Origin of the sequence: Serratia sp. CY33802, assembly GCF_052169095.1 — a bacterium.
Taxonomy (GTDB): Bacteria; Pseudomonadota; Gammaproteobacteria; order Enterobacterales; family Enterobacteriaceae; genus Serratia; species Serratia bockelmannii.
In genome coordinates this window covers 51,321-64,367 of the sequence record NZ_JBJNLL010000001.1, presented here as the reverse complement: position 1 = coordinate 64,367, position 13,047 = coordinate 51,321, and the positions used below count along the sequence as shown (strand labels likewise).

Below are 13,047 nucleotides of genomic sequence, written 5' to 3'. Positions count from 1 at the left end.
GCTCCTGCCGACGCTTTCCGCAAACGGGGCGACCGTTCACATTCAATCAATTGAAATATCAATAGTTATTAACATCGTCAACGCACCTTTGCCACCAACCGGCGGGTGCATGCGGGCGTAAACTCGTGCTACTATTAGCGCCCGCATGAACGCAAATAACAATGAGAATAAAAATCATACAGGAGTTACCGGTGTGAACGTACCCACTCCGACTGAGCGGACGCTTTCGTCCGCACCGCACGCAGCTTACGCCAGTGGCTTCAAACGCCTCGCCGGGTTCGGTATCGGTTTGGCGCTGTTGCTGCTGTGCATCATTGCCAGCCTGATGCTGGGTTCCAAAGCCATCCCCTTCCATACCGTCTGGCTCAGCCTGCAGGGCGCCGCGAGCGGTTCCGACAGCACCATCATTCTCAACGCCCGAGTGCCCCGTACGCTGGCGGGCATTTTAGCCGGCATGGCGCTCGGCGCCGCCGGCGCGCTGATTCAGGCGTTGACGCGCAATCCGCTGGCCGATCCCGGCGTGCTCGGCATCAACGCCGGCGCCAGCTTCGCCGTGGTCATCGGCATCATGTTTTTCGGCGCCGCCACCACTGAAAGCTATATGGCCTATGCCTTCGTCGGCGCTGCCCTCACCACCCTGCTGGTCTACCTGATCGGCACGCTGGCGGGTGGGCGCATCAACCCGGTGCGGCTGACGCTGGCCGGCGTGGCGATCGGCGCGGTACTGCTCGGCATCACCACCGGGCTGTCGCTGATCGATCCGCAAACCTTTGACCAACTGCGCTTCTGGCAGGCCGGCACGCTGGATATCCGCACGCTGTCCACGCTGCCGGTCACCGCCCCCGCCATTTTGCTCGGCTGCCTGCTGACGCTGCTCATCGCCCGGCCGCTGAATACCATCGGTATGGGGGAAGATTTGGCTATCGCGCTCGGCGCGCGCGTAGTGCTGACTCAGATTGTCGCGGTGATCGCCATCACGCTGCTGTGCGGCGCGGCGACCGCCACCGTCGGCCCAATCAGTTTCATCGGCCTGATGGTGCCGCATATCGCCCGCTGGTGGGTCGGCCCCGACCAGCGCTGGATCCTGCCCTACTCCATGCTGCTGGCGCCGATTTTACTGCTGTGCGCCGACGTGGTCGGCCGCTTGCTGGCGGCCGGTGAACTGCGGGTTTCCATCGTGGCGGCCTTCATCGGCGCGCCGGTGCTGATCTGGCTGGTGCGCCGCAAGAAAACGCTGGGGGGTCTGTGATGAGTCTGCCTCACACGTTGCATATCGGCCGCCCGGACGGCGTCATCAACTGGCGCATGCCGCTGCGCCTGCTGCTGGTCAATCTTTCGCTGCTGGCGTTGTGCCTGGCGATGGCCGTTGCCGCGCTGTGCTACGGCACACTGCAACTTTCGCTGGAACAGGTCTTTGCCGCGCTCAGCGGCGAGGCGCCGAAAAATCTGGTCACCGTGGTCACCCAATGGCGTTTGCCGCGTATTGCCATGGCGCTGTTGTTAGGTGGCGCGCTCGGCATGAGCGGCGCCATCTTCCAGTCGATTATCCGCAACCCGCTCGGCAGCCCGGACGTGATTGGCTTTAACATGGGGGCTTACACCGGCGCGCTGATCGCCATCACCCTGTTCAACGGCGGCTATTACTACATCGCCGGCGGCGCGCTGGCCGGCGGCATTCTCGCCGCGCTGGCCATCTACCTGCTGGCCTGGCGGCAAGGCATCGCCGGCTTCCGGCTGATCATCGTCGGCATCGCCATCAGCGCGGTCTTGGTCTCCACCAATACCTGGCTGATCATCACCGCTTCGCTGGAGCGCGCCATGGACGCCGCCATGTGGCAGGCCGGTTCGCTCAACGGCATGACCTGGCAGAAAGCCCAGCCCGCCACGGCGTTCATCCTGCTGGCGGCCGCGGCCGCGCTGCTGATGGGCAAACGGCTGCAGCTATTGGAAATGGGCGACGACACGGCGCGCGCGCTGGGCGTGAACGCCGAAGGCAGCCGGCTGTGGCTGATGCTGTTCGGCGTTACCCTCACCGCCGCCGTCACCGCCACCGCCGGGCCGATTTCCTTTATCGCGCTGGCGGCGCCGCAGATCGCCCGCCGCCTGGCCGGACAATCCTCGGTCACCCTGACGTCATCGGCGCTGATGGGCGCAGCGCTGCTGCTCAGCGCCGACGTGGTGTCCCAACATCTTTTCGCGCCGATCCAACTGCCGGTCGGGGTCGTGACCGTCTGCATCGGCGGCCTGTACCTGATTTGGCTGCTCATCCGTGAGGCCCGCAGATAATGAAGAGTGATAATGCCATGAGCCACCGCCTGCACGCCTCGCACCTGAAGCTGGGCTACGACAATAAAATCATCGCTGACGATTTGAGCGTGGCGATCCCCGATGGCGCCTTCACGGTGATCGTCGGGCCGAACGCCTGTGGCAAATCGACGCTGCTGCGCGCCCTGTGCCGCCTGCTGAAACCCAGCGCCGGCGAGGTGATGCTGGACGGCAAAAACATCAGCAGCTTCGCCACCAAAGCGCTGGCGCGCGAGCTTGGGCTGCTGCCGCAAACCTCGATCGCACCGGACAGCATTACCGTGGCGGACCTGGTGTCGCGCGGCCGCTATCCGCACCAGAGCCTGTTGAAACAGTGGACGCAGGCCGACAAACAGGCGGTGGAAGCCGCCATGGCGGCCACCAACGTCAGCCAGCTGGCGGATCGCAGCGTCGACGAGCTGTCCGGCGGACAGCGACAGCGCGTCTGGGTGGCGATGGCGTTGGCGCAGCAAACGCCGCTGCTGCTGCTGGATGAACCGACCACCTACCTCGACATCGCGCACCAAATAGAGTTGCTGGATCTGTTCCGCCAGCTCAACCGCGAGCGCGGCCAAACCCTCATCGCGGTGCTGCACGATCTCAACCACGCCTGCCGCTATGCCGATCACATCATCGCCATGCGCGACGGCAAGATCGTGGCTGAGGGGAAACCGGCGGAAATCATTACCGCCGAGCTGGTGGAACGGGTGTTCGGCATGCCATGCATGATCATCGACGATCCGCTGTCCCACACGCCGCTGGTGATCCCGCGCGGCCGCTACCACTGCGACGCGCCGCAGGCATGAAAAAGGCCGGGTTAACCCGGCCTGTGCCTTATTTCTCCAGCGACACCTGCTTGAAGATGTGTTTGCCGAACGGGTCTATTTCGTAGCCTTTCACTTCCTTGCGCACCGGTTCGAAGATGGTCGAGTGCGCGATCATCAGCGCCGGCATCTGATCGTGCATCATCACCTGCGCCTGCTGGTACATCGCCACCCGCTTGGCATGATCGTTCTCTTCACGCGCCTGCAGGATCAGCTGGTCGAACGGTTTGTAGCACCATTTCGCCGAGTTGGAGCCGCCGAGCGAAGCGCAGGTGAACAGCGGGCCGAAGAAGTTGTCTGGATCGCCGTTGGCGGTGGTCCAGCCCATCAGCGCGGTCTGGTGCTCGCCGTTTTTAATCCGCTGTAAATACTCGCCCCACTCGAAGGTGACGATTTTGGCGCGCACGCCGATTTTAGCCCAGTCGGCCTGGATCATCTCCGCCATGCGCTTGGCGTTGGGGTTATAGGGCCGCTGCACCGGCATCGCCCACAGATCGATGTCGAAGCCCTGCCCCAGCCCGGCCTCCTGCAACAGCTGCTTCGCCCGCTCCGGCGAATACGGGTAGTCTTCAAGCTGCGCGTTGCTGCCCCACTGGGTCGGCGGCAGCAGATTTTTGGCCGGCTGGCCGGCGCCGTGGAACACCGCGTCGATGATCGCCGGCTTGTTGACCGCCAGCGCCAACGCCTGGCGCACCTTAACGTTATCCAACGGTTTCTTCTGGGTGTTGAACGCCAGGAAACCGATATTCAAGCCGGATTTTTCCATTACCTGAAGGTTGCCGTCCTGCCGCATGCGCGCCAGATCCGCCGGGTTGGGGAACGGCATCACCTGGCACTCATTCTTTTGCAGCTTGGCGTAACGCACCGCCGCATCCGGCGTGATCGAAAACACCAACCGATCGATTTTCGGCTTGCCTTCCCAGTAACGATCGAACGCCTTATAGAGGATTTTCGCGTCCTTCTGGTACTGCACCAGCTGGAACGGCCCGGTGCCGATCGGATCGTTGTCCACCCGCTGCGGCGTGCCGGCCTTCAGCATCGCGTCGGCATATTCCGCCGATAAAATGGTGGCGAAATACATGCCCAGATCGGCAACGAACGGCGCCTCGGCGCGGGAGAGTTCAAAGCGCACGGTGTGCTCGTCCACCTTGACGATCCGGTCAATCAGCGTGCCGAACTCCATCGACTCGAAGTTGGTGTAGGCGCCGTTGGAGACCTTGTGATACGGGTTGTTGGCATCCTTCTGGCGCATAAACGAGAAGATGACGTCATCGGCGTTGAAATCGCGGGTGGGCGTGAAATATTTATTGCTCTGGAATGCCACGCCCTTGCGCAGATGGAAGGTATAGCGCTTGCCGTCTTCGCTCACCTCCCAGCTTTCCGCCAGGCTGGGTTGCAGCTCGACGGTGCCGGGTTTGAAATCCACCAGCCGGTTGTAGATCGCCGCCGAACTGGCGTCTACCGTGGTGCCGGAGGTGAACAGCTGCGGGTTGAAGCCTTCCGGCGAGCCTTCGGAACAGTAGACCAGCGTATTGGCCCGCGCGCCGCCGGCAATCGCCAACGCCAGCAGCCCGATCGTTATTGCTTTTCTTTTCATTGCGCTATCCCCAGTGGTGAAAAAACAGCCGAACGGATAGCAATAAATCATGCAGTTAGCGATGTAAAGGACAAATTCCGCGCATAAAAACGGGCAGGCGCGCAAGCGGCCTGCCCCGGTGAAACGGCGCGAGGATGATGAAATTAAATCATCTGGCTGAAGTTCATCTGCGCCATCAGCTTATAGTTATCGGCGTAGTCGACCGGGATGGCCACCACTACCGGCCCCTGGATCGCCATCGCCTTGCGCAGCATCGGCCGCAGATCTTCCACCGACTGCACGGCGAAACCGACCGCGCCGCAGGATTCCGCGTAGGCCTTGAAGTCTATCGGCCCGAACTCCACGCCGGATTTGCGCTGGTATTTGTTCACTTCCTGCATTTCCACCATGTTGTAAGCGTTATCGACCCAGATCACGTGCACGATGTTGTTTTTCAGCCGCACCGCGGTCTCCAGCTCCATGCTCGACTGCATGAAGCCACCGTCGCCGGAGATTGACACCACCTTGTCGCCGGGGCGCACCAGCGCCGCGCCAATGGCCCACGGCAGCGCTACCCCCATGGTTTGCTGGCCGTTGGAGATCAACAGCTGGCGAGCGCGGAAGCTGTAAAGATAGCGGGCGATCCAGATGTGGAAACTGCCCATGTCCACACACAGCGTCACGTCGTCGCTGACGATGTCCTGCAGCTCCTTGACGATGCGCAGCGGGTGGATCGGCATGCCGCCGCGGCGGGCGGCGCGCTCCGCCAGCTCAGTGCGCTGGCGGCCGAGATCGGAGAGGATCAGCTCCACCTCCGGCGGCACGCAGACCGCCTCACTGAATGCTTCGGTCATCATGTTCAGCGTGGCGCTGATATTGCCCACCAGCTCGACGTCCGGCCGATAGCAGGTATCGATATCCGCCGGCAGCACGTCGATGTGCACCAGCTTCAGCCGCCCGTGGCTGTTCCACATGCAGGGATCGTATTCGATCGGATCATAACCGACGCTCACCACCAGATCGGCCTTCTGCAGCAGCTGATCGGCCGGCTGGTTGTTGAACAGGCCGACGCGGCCGGCGAAACGGGCGAAGTGGTTGACGTCGATCACCCCCGCCGCCTGATAGGTGCCGACCACCGGCATATGGGTGCGGTACAGCAGATGGCGCACCGCCTCGCTGTTCTCCGGCCGGCTGGCCTGCAAGCCCAGCAGCAGCACCGGGCATTTGGCCTGGCGGATCAGTTTCACCGCCGCCTGAATGTCGTCTGCCGCGGCGGCCCCCATGCGCGGCAAGCGGCAGCCCGCCAGTACCGGCGCGCTGACCGGTTCATTGACGATATCCATCGGCAGGCTGACGAACGATGCCCCCGGCCGGCCGAACTCGGCGCGGCGGAAGGCGTTGGCGATCACCTCGGAAATCGCCGAACCGGCATGCACTTCGGCGCAATACTTGGTGACCGGCCGGAACATGCTGACGGTATCCATGCTCTGGTGCGTCTGCTTCAGGCTGTCGGCGCGCTTCACCGCCCCGCCGAAGGCCACCACCGCGTCCCCTTCCGAGGTGGCGGTAGCCAGCCCGGTGATCAGGTTGGAGCTGCCCGGCCCGGAGGTGACCAGCGCCACCCCGGCCTTGCCGGTCAAGCGGCCGACCGCCGCCGCCATAAAGGCCGCGTTGGCCTCATGACGCACCACCACCGTTTCGATCGACGGCGCGTCCTCCAGCGAGTCGAACACCCGGTCGATCTTGGCGCCCGGAATACCGAAAACGTGTTTGACGCCCTGCGCTTCCAGGTTTTTCACCACCAAATCGGCGCCGCATTGCCAGTCATTGCCTGTTTTTTCCTGTGCCATGGTTCCACCTCCTAAGAAAACGATCGCCGGGGTTAGCCCTCGGCGGAACGAATCGCGCGATCCAAATCCTCTGGGCAGAGGTTGGCGCGCAAGAAATCCGCATCATGCGGTAACTGAAGATTGAGACGCGTGATGACGCCGAACTGCAGACGGCCATGATCGAGCTGGTAGTCCAGTACGTGGCCGCCGCCGCTGCGGTCGTCGGTAACGAAGTGTTCGTGATAGCCGGCCACGCCGATGCCCTGCATGTAATCCGGCGAGCGGAAGCCGACCAGCGTGCCGCGCCGCTGATGGAACGAGAAGGTCGGCTGCTCTTCTATCGCTTCCAGCATTGGGCGGTAAGGCCGTTCCTGACGCGGTACGGTGCGGGTTTCGACATGGCTGAACTCACCGTCCACCCGCACCGCGCAGAACAGGTTCGGCGAGGCGACCTGTTCGTCGATGCACTGGTGCAGCTGTGCCTTGGTGATCGGCCGGTCGAATTGCTGGCTGACGCTGGGCTGGAAAAAGGTGACGACGGCGAAGGGGGTTTTCTGTTGCAGGCCGGCCGGCCGGGCGCTGCCGTCGGCGCGCAGCTGGTGTATTTCCCGATCGAAAGCGATCAGTTCACCGTCCAGATGATTGAAGGTGCCGAGGCCGAAGTTGCCGTGTTTGAGCAACTCGGCAATGGTGGTTTCGCCCTCGTAGACCCCGTCGATGAGCGCGCTCATCAGCGAGATTTGATAGATTTCGCCCTCCCCGGCGTTGATCGACTGCCTGGCAAAACCCTGCGCCAAATGGCGCGCACAGGAACACCCGTGTTTTTCGTTCATGACTAACTCCTCCACCAGCGCGGGATCGCGGTTCCGCGCGTTCAAAAGACCCACCGACGGCGGGCCAAGATGCCTCTCAGGCGCGTTCATCAGTTGGAACGATTCAGCCTGAGGCGACAAAAAAACCGGCACGGCTGGCCGGCCGATATCCAGAGTCAACAGCATGATGAGTGAAAGTAAAGGCTCACTAATCATTAATGCTGGATCGGATATCAAATTGAACGGTTAATCTGGTGTTGGAGCGACTATCAACTCCGCAGGCGGCTCGCGCAGCCTGGGAAAAACATCTGTTATTTAGTGCTAAGCGCCGCGAGGTTTATGCGTTTTCTCTCTATACGGCCGGGATAAGGCGGCGTTGAAGCCCGTCGTCAACCCGCAGCCAGAGTAGCCGCCGCGCCGCCGGCAGAGAAGCGGGTATTCATAAGAAACGCTTTTGCATATAATGCAAAAATGAATGACGCCCGCTATGTAGAACATCTGCCAATTTTTCTCGACGTGGCCCACCTGGGCAGCTTTTCCGCCGCCGCGCGCCAGCTGGGTATGGTGCCTTCTTCGCTGGTGCGCCATATCGATGCCCTGGAAAGTGCGCTCGGTGCGACGCTGTTCGTGCGCTCCACCCGCGGCCTGTTGCTGACCGACGCCGGCGAGCTGCTGCTGACGCGCGCCACCGCGCTGATGACGGACATTACCGGTCTTCGCGCCGAGCTGAGCGCGCTGAACGAAACGCTGCAGGGCACGCTGCGCATCAGTTGCCTGCCGACCTTCGGCAAAACCTATGTGCTGCCGCTGCTGCCGACGCTGGCGGAACGCTACCCGCAGCTGTGGGTCGACCTCGATCTGACCGAACGCCTGACCGATCCGACGCAGGAACGGCTGGACGCCGCCATCCGCATCGGCGAGCAGAAGGACAGCGCGCTGTACGCCAGCCGCATCGCCACCCAACGTTGGGTAATGTGCGCCAGCCCCGCCTACGTCGCCCGCTATGGTCTGCCGGCCGATCTGGAAGCGCTGCCACAGCATCGGCTGATCGCCCGCTACCACAAGCAGCAGCCGGCCTGCTGGGCGCAGATCCTCGACGCGGCGCTGATGAGCCGCTGCACCATGGCGCTGCGCTGCGACGACTTCACCGCGCAGCGTCAGGCCGCACTGCTCGGGCTCGGCATCGCCTTTCTGCCCAACTGGGTGGTGGGGCCGGACGTGCAGCACGGGCAACTGGTGCAAATGCTGGAAGATCCGCGCCATGAGCAGCAAGGCATCTATCTGCTGCGCCCGATGGCGAAGGTGTCCGCCCGGCTGGCGGCCTTCACTGCCCTGCTGCAGCAAACCATCGGTCAGCCGCCCAGCTGGGGGTAAAGCGGCGTCACTCGTCCATGCAGGGCCGGGTTGTCGCTCTCGTCCTTCAGCTCGATGCCGCTCAGCCGCCGCTGGAACGCCTGCTCCAGCAGCCAGGCCAGGCGGAACGCCGCCTGCGGGTAATCCAGCCCCTCGGGCCGTACGTTGGAAATACAGTTGCGCTCGGCGTCCGTTCTGCGCGCGCTCGGTCCCCAGGTCAAATAGATGCCCAGACTGTCCGGCGACGACAGCCCCGGCCGTTCGCCGATCAGCATCGCCACCGCCCGAGCCTGCAGGCATTCACCGATCTCATCCCCCAGCGCCACCCGCGCCTGATGCGCCAGCACCACCGGTGCCACGGTCAGCCCCAGCGTATCGAGATAGGGCCGCAGCGCTTGCAGCAACGGCAGCGCCTGGCGGTGCACCGCCTTGGAGGAGAGGCCGTCCGCCACCGCCAGCAGCAGATCGACGCGGCGCGGCGGTAAACCAAGCAGCAGGCTGCGGCTATCCGGCGCCAATCGCCGCCCCAGATCCGGACGGCGCAGGTAGGCGGCGCGGTCGCCAGCCTGGCTGTGCACCGCCAGCGTGGGCCAACCGGCATCGTGCAGATCCGCCGCCAGCCGCTCGCTGTCGAAAGGCTGATGCACCGCGTCGCGCGCCTGGGCATGGGCCAGGCCGAAGCGCAGCAGCTCGTCGGTCGGCAGACTGGCGCCGGTGCGCCCCAGCGCGATGCGCGCGTCGGTAAAGGCGCGCAGCGCATCCCAACTGTTGACGTGAACCGGTTTGCTCATGTCCGTTCTCCCTGCAGCGCCAGCAACAGCGGGTGATTGGCGGCGGCGTCGCGCAGCCGCCCGCGTTCGTCGGTGATGTTCATCGCCGCCAGCCAGGCGGCGAACTCCGGCGCGTGCTTCAGCCCCAGCAGCTCTCGGATATAGAGCGCGTCGTGGAACGAGGTGCTTTGGTAGTTGAGCATGATGTCATCCGCGCCCGGTACGCCGATCAGGAACGTCAACCCGGCGGCGGCCAATAGCGTCAGCAGCGTGTCCATGTCGTCCTGATCGGCTTCGGCATGGTTGGTGTAGCAGACGTCGCAACCCAGCGGCAGGCCGAGCAGCTTGCCGCAGAAGTGGTCCTCCAGCCCAGCGCGGATAATTTGTTTGCCGTCATACAGGTATTCGGGGCCGATAAACCCCACCACGGTGTTGATCAGCAGCGGTGAGAAATGGCGCGCCACCGCATAGGCACGCGCCTCACAGGTCTGCTGATCGACGCCGTGATGCGCGTTAGCCGACAGGCAGCTGCCCTGCCCGGTTTCGAAGTACATCACGTTATCGCCCAACGTGCCGCGCTTGAGGCTCAGCGCCGCCTGCTGCGCCTCCGCCAGCAGCGCCAGACTGATGCCGAAACCGCGATTGGCCGCTTCGGTACCGGCGATCGACTGAAACACCAGATCCACCGGTGCGCCGCGCTCCATCAGCCGCAGCGTGTTGGTCACGTGGGTCAGCACACAGGATTGGGTGGGAATGGCGAAGCGCTGGATCACGTCGTCCAGCATGTAGTTGAGCTTTTCCAGCAGCGGCAGGCTGTCGCTGGCCGGATTGATGCCAACCACCGCGTCGCCGCTGCCGTACAGCAGGCCGTCCAGCATGCTGGCGGCGATGCCCTGCAGGCTGTCGGTCGGGTGATTGGGCTGCAGCCGCACGCTAAGGTGGCCCGGCAGGCCAATCGTATTGCGAAAGCGCGTCACTACCCGGCACTTCTTCGCCACCAGGATCAGATCCTGATTGCGCATGATCTTGCTCACCGCCGCTGCCATCTCCGGCGTAATGCCGGCGGCCACCTGCGCCAGCATGGCGCTGTCGGCCTGCTCGCTCAGCAGCCAGTCGCGAAAATCGCCGACCGTGAGGTGCGAGATGGGCTCAAAAGCGGCGGCATCGTGATTATCGATAATCAGGCGCGTCACCTCGTCCTGCTCGTACGGCACCAGCGTCTGCTGCAGGAACGCCTTGAGCGGCAAATCCGCCAGCGCGATACGCGCCGCCATACGCTCTTCGGCGCTTTGCGCCGCCACCTCCGCCAGATAATCGCCGGAACGCGCAGGCGAAGCCTTCGCCATCAGCTGACGCAGATCGCCAAAGCGATAGCCGCGTTGGCCCACCGTTGCCTGATACATAGCCCCCTCCCTTGCCCCGAGTGACGAGATAACAGCCCTGCACCAAGTGTAGTCAGTGGGAAAAGAAAATTATTTTGCACGCGATCGCCGCCATCACGCCTCTCCCCATTTCACCCGCCGTCGCTTCAGGTTACAGTAGCCGCGAAAACAGGAGGGGTGATGGATCCGCAACGGCAAATTATCGACTGGCTGCAACAAGATAACGCGCGCATGGCCGCCCTGCGCACCGTGCGCCGGCTCGGCCTGAATGACTGGTGCCTCGGCGCCGGCTTCGTACGCAACCTGGTGTGGGATCGGCGCCACGGCTATAGGGAGCCCACGCCGCTCAACGATATCGACGTGATCCACTTCGATGCGCAGCGTGCGGACGCCGAACGCGATCGCATGCTGGAGGCGCGGCTGCAACAGTGGCTGCCGCAGCCGTGGTCGGTCAAGAACCAGGCGCGCATGCACCTGCGCGGCGGCCGGGCGCCCTACCGCAACAGCGAAGAGGCCATCAGCTTCTGGACCGAAGTGGAAACGGCGATCGGCGCGCGCCTGAACGCCGACGACAGCATCACCCTGGTGGCCCCCTTCGGGCTCGCGGCGCTGTTCGACGACACCATTACCTTCAACGTGAAAAACGGCGATCGCGCGGCCTATGCCCAGCGCGTGCTCGACAAAGGCTGGCTGTTGCGCTGGCCGCGTCTGCGGCAGGTAAAGATTTAGCCGCCGCTGCCGATACCCTGATCAGCGATATACCGACTCAGGGAGAGCATCCATGTCGACCACCATCACCATGATCGTACCGATCAAAAATACCGTTCCCGGCGTCAGCAACGTCTTTAGCGCGCCGGGCCATCAGGGCGAATTGCTGATGGCCAAACCGGTCAACAACCAGCCGCAAGGCGGCAAGATGGAGAAAAACGAACGCGCCAACGGCAATGACGAACCGGTTAACCTCAATGAAAGCCGCGCTTCGGCGCGCATCAAGGCGCTGAACCGGCAGATTCAGGCGCTGCAGCAAAAGCTGGTGGAACTGAAGGACTCCAGCGCCGACCCCAAAGAGATCGAAAAGCAGAAACAGCTGATCGAAGCGCAGATCAAGATGTTGCAGGCCGAGATCGCGCGCATCCAGAAAGAAGAAATGGAAAAGCAGCAGCAGGAGCAAATGGAAAAAGCCGCGGCGCAATCCGGCGACGGCGTAAACCGCCCAACGCCGCTCAACGCGGTGGACGTCTATATCTGAGTCAATATGCCGCGTTTTCCCGCCGGCGCTGTTGCAGCAGCGCCGCCTGCTGACGCGCCACCTGCCAGATGGCCTCCGCCGCCGGCGTCAGTGAGCGGTTCTTGCGCCGCACCAGCATCAGCGCGCGGTTAATTTCCGGCACCAGCCGCCGCACCCGGAGCCGCCCCCCTTCCGGCAACGGCAGCGCCAACGCCGGGAAAATGCTGATGCCAATCCCCTCCGCCACCATCGGGAACAGCGTGGCCGGATGGCCGATTTCCTGCACCACCTGCGCCTCCACGCCCTGCTGTCTCAGCGCACTGTCGATCAGCGGCCGGCTGCCCGACGCATAATCCTGCAACACCAGGCGGCAACCGTTCAACGCCGACCAACGCACCGCCGGCTGCGCAGCGAACGGATGATCGTCGCGGCACAGCAACAGGAAAGGTTCATGCAGCACCGCTTCGCACTCCAGATCCACCGCCTGTACCGGATCGACCACGATGCCGAAATCCACCTCGGCGTTGCGCACGCTGTGCAGCACCTGCTGCTGCGCCTGATCGCGCAGCATGATGCGGATCTCCGGGTATTCACGCTCGCCGGCGGCGATGCACTGCGGCATCAGATGGGCGGAAATGGTCTGGCTCGTCGCCACCCGCACCGTGCCGCTGCGCTGTACGCCAAAGCTGCGCGCATCCAGCAACGCGGCCTGCAGCTCGTCCAGCAGCCGTTCGACCCGGTTGGCTAGCCGCAGGCCGGCGTCGGTCAACGCCACCTCACGCGTGGTGCGATCCAGCAGGCGCACGCCGACCTCCGCCTCCAGCTCTTTCACGCTGTGGCTGACCGCCGATTGCGTCAGGCCGATCGCCTCCCCGGCGCGGCTGAAGCTGCCGTGGCGGGCGATGGCGACGAACACCCGCAGCTGTTTGAGTGAGTAATTCATGTGTTTTATTCATGGATGAATTAAAT

At 63.5% G+C, this 13,047-nt stretch carries 12 protein-coding genes; 6 read left to right on the top strand and 6 right to left on the bottom strand.

The annotated features are described in order from the left end of the window. Positions 1-193: 193 nt before the first annotated feature. From fepD to ACJ8HA_RS00310, 3 genes are read left to right on the top strand one after another with little or no spacing between them, the layout of a single operon-like run. Complete coding sequence (gene fepD, locus ACJ8HA_RS00320) at positions 194-1,249, top strand: Fe(3+)-siderophore ABC transporter permease (protein WP_049209335.1); 1,056 nt, start codon at positions 194-196, stop codon at positions 1,247-1,249. Then, positions 1,249-2,286, top strand: coding sequence for an iron-enterobactin ABC transporter permease (fepG, locus tag ACJ8HA_RS00315; RefSeq protein ID WP_025303767.1), 1,038 nt, complete (start codon positions 1,249-1,251; stop codon positions 2,284-2,286). The genes fepD and fepG overlap by 1 nt, the downstream gene beginning before the upstream one ends. Positions 2,287-2,303: 17 nt before the next feature. Further along, positions 2,304-3,110, top strand: a complete 807-nt coding sequence (locus ACJ8HA_RS00310) for an ABC transporter ATP-binding protein (RefSeq protein WP_004936408.1) — start codon at positions 2,304-2,306, stop codon at positions 3,108-3,110. Between the two features lie 28 nt (positions 3,111-3,138). Here the strand turns inward: ACJ8HA_RS00310 and ACJ8HA_RS00305 are convergent, their stop codons facing one another. The 3 genes from ACJ8HA_RS00305 to budA form a co-directional block, all read right to left on the bottom strand. Further along, entirely contained in the window at positions 3,139-4,725 is a 1,587-nt protein-coding gene (locus ACJ8HA_RS00305; RefSeq protein ID WP_127146829.1) for an ABC transporter substrate-binding protein, read from the bottom strand. Between the two features lie 143 nt (positions 4,726-4,868). Further along, a complete protein-coding gene (gene alsS, locus ACJ8HA_RS00300; protein ID WP_308381023.1) occupies positions 4,869-6,554 on the bottom strand; it encodes an acetolactate synthase AlsS in 1,686 nt (561 codons plus the stop codon). Between the two features lie 32 nt (positions 6,555-6,586). Then, on the bottom strand, positions 6,587-7,366 hold the full coding sequence (gene budA / locus ACJ8HA_RS00295) for an acetolactate decarboxylase (RefSeq protein WP_049205414.1): 780 nt from the start codon (positions 7,364-7,366) through the stop codon (positions 6,587-6,589). A gap of 450 nt (positions 7,367-7,816) precedes the next feature. On the opposite strand from budA, the gene ACJ8HA_RS00290 reads away from it, so the two are divergent. After that, the gene (locus ACJ8HA_RS00290) at positions 7,817-8,719 is read left to right on the top strand and encodes a LysR family transcriptional regulator (RefSeq protein ID WP_442515153.1); all 903 of its coding nucleotides are present in this window, start codon (positions 7,817-7,819) and stop codon (positions 8,717-8,719) included. Here the strand turns inward: ACJ8HA_RS00290 and eutC are convergent. Then, positions 8,698-9,489 carry an ethanolamine ammonia-lyase subunit EutC gene (eutC, locus tag ACJ8HA_RS00285; RefSeq protein WP_043140316.1) on the bottom strand — a complete coding sequence of 264 codons (792 nt, stop codon included), beginning with the start codon at positions 9,487-9,489 and terminating at the stop codon, positions 8,698-8,700. The genes ACJ8HA_RS00290 and eutC overlap by 22 nt on opposite strands. Beyond that, the gene (locus ACJ8HA_RS00280; RefSeq protein ID WP_043140320.1) at positions 9,486-10,871 is read right to left on the bottom strand and encodes an ethanolamine ammonia-lyase subunit EutB; all 1,386 of its coding nucleotides are present in this window, start codon (positions 10,869-10,871) and stop codon (positions 9,486-9,488) included. The genes eutC and ACJ8HA_RS00280 overlap by 4 nt, the downstream gene beginning before the upstream one ends. A 159-nt stretch (positions 10,872-11,030) precedes the next feature. Here ACJ8HA_RS00280 and ACJ8HA_RS00275 point away from each other — a divergent pair, with 159 nt between their 5' ends. Further along, complete coding sequence (locus ACJ8HA_RS00275) at positions 11,031-11,579, top strand: nucleotidyltransferase family protein (RefSeq protein ID WP_127146826.1); 549 nt, start codon at positions 11,031-11,033, stop codon at positions 11,577-11,579. A gap of 52 nt (positions 11,580-11,631) precedes the next feature. Further along, the gene (locus ACJ8HA_RS00270; protein ID WP_164068661.1) at positions 11,632-12,099 is read left to right on the top strand and encodes a FlxA-like family protein; all 468 of its coding nucleotides are present in this window, start codon (positions 11,632-11,634) and stop codon (positions 12,097-12,099) included. A gap of 1 nt (position 12,100) precedes the next feature. On the opposite strand, the gene ACJ8HA_RS00265 is transcribed toward ACJ8HA_RS00270, so the two are convergent. Beyond that, positions 12,101-13,021: a LysR family transcriptional regulator gene (locus tag ACJ8HA_RS00265; RefSeq protein WP_164064337.1), complete on the bottom strand. Its 921-nt coding sequence runs from the start codon at positions 13,019-13,021 to the stop codon at positions 12,101-12,103. Positions 13,022-13,047 lie beyond the last annotated feature (26 nt).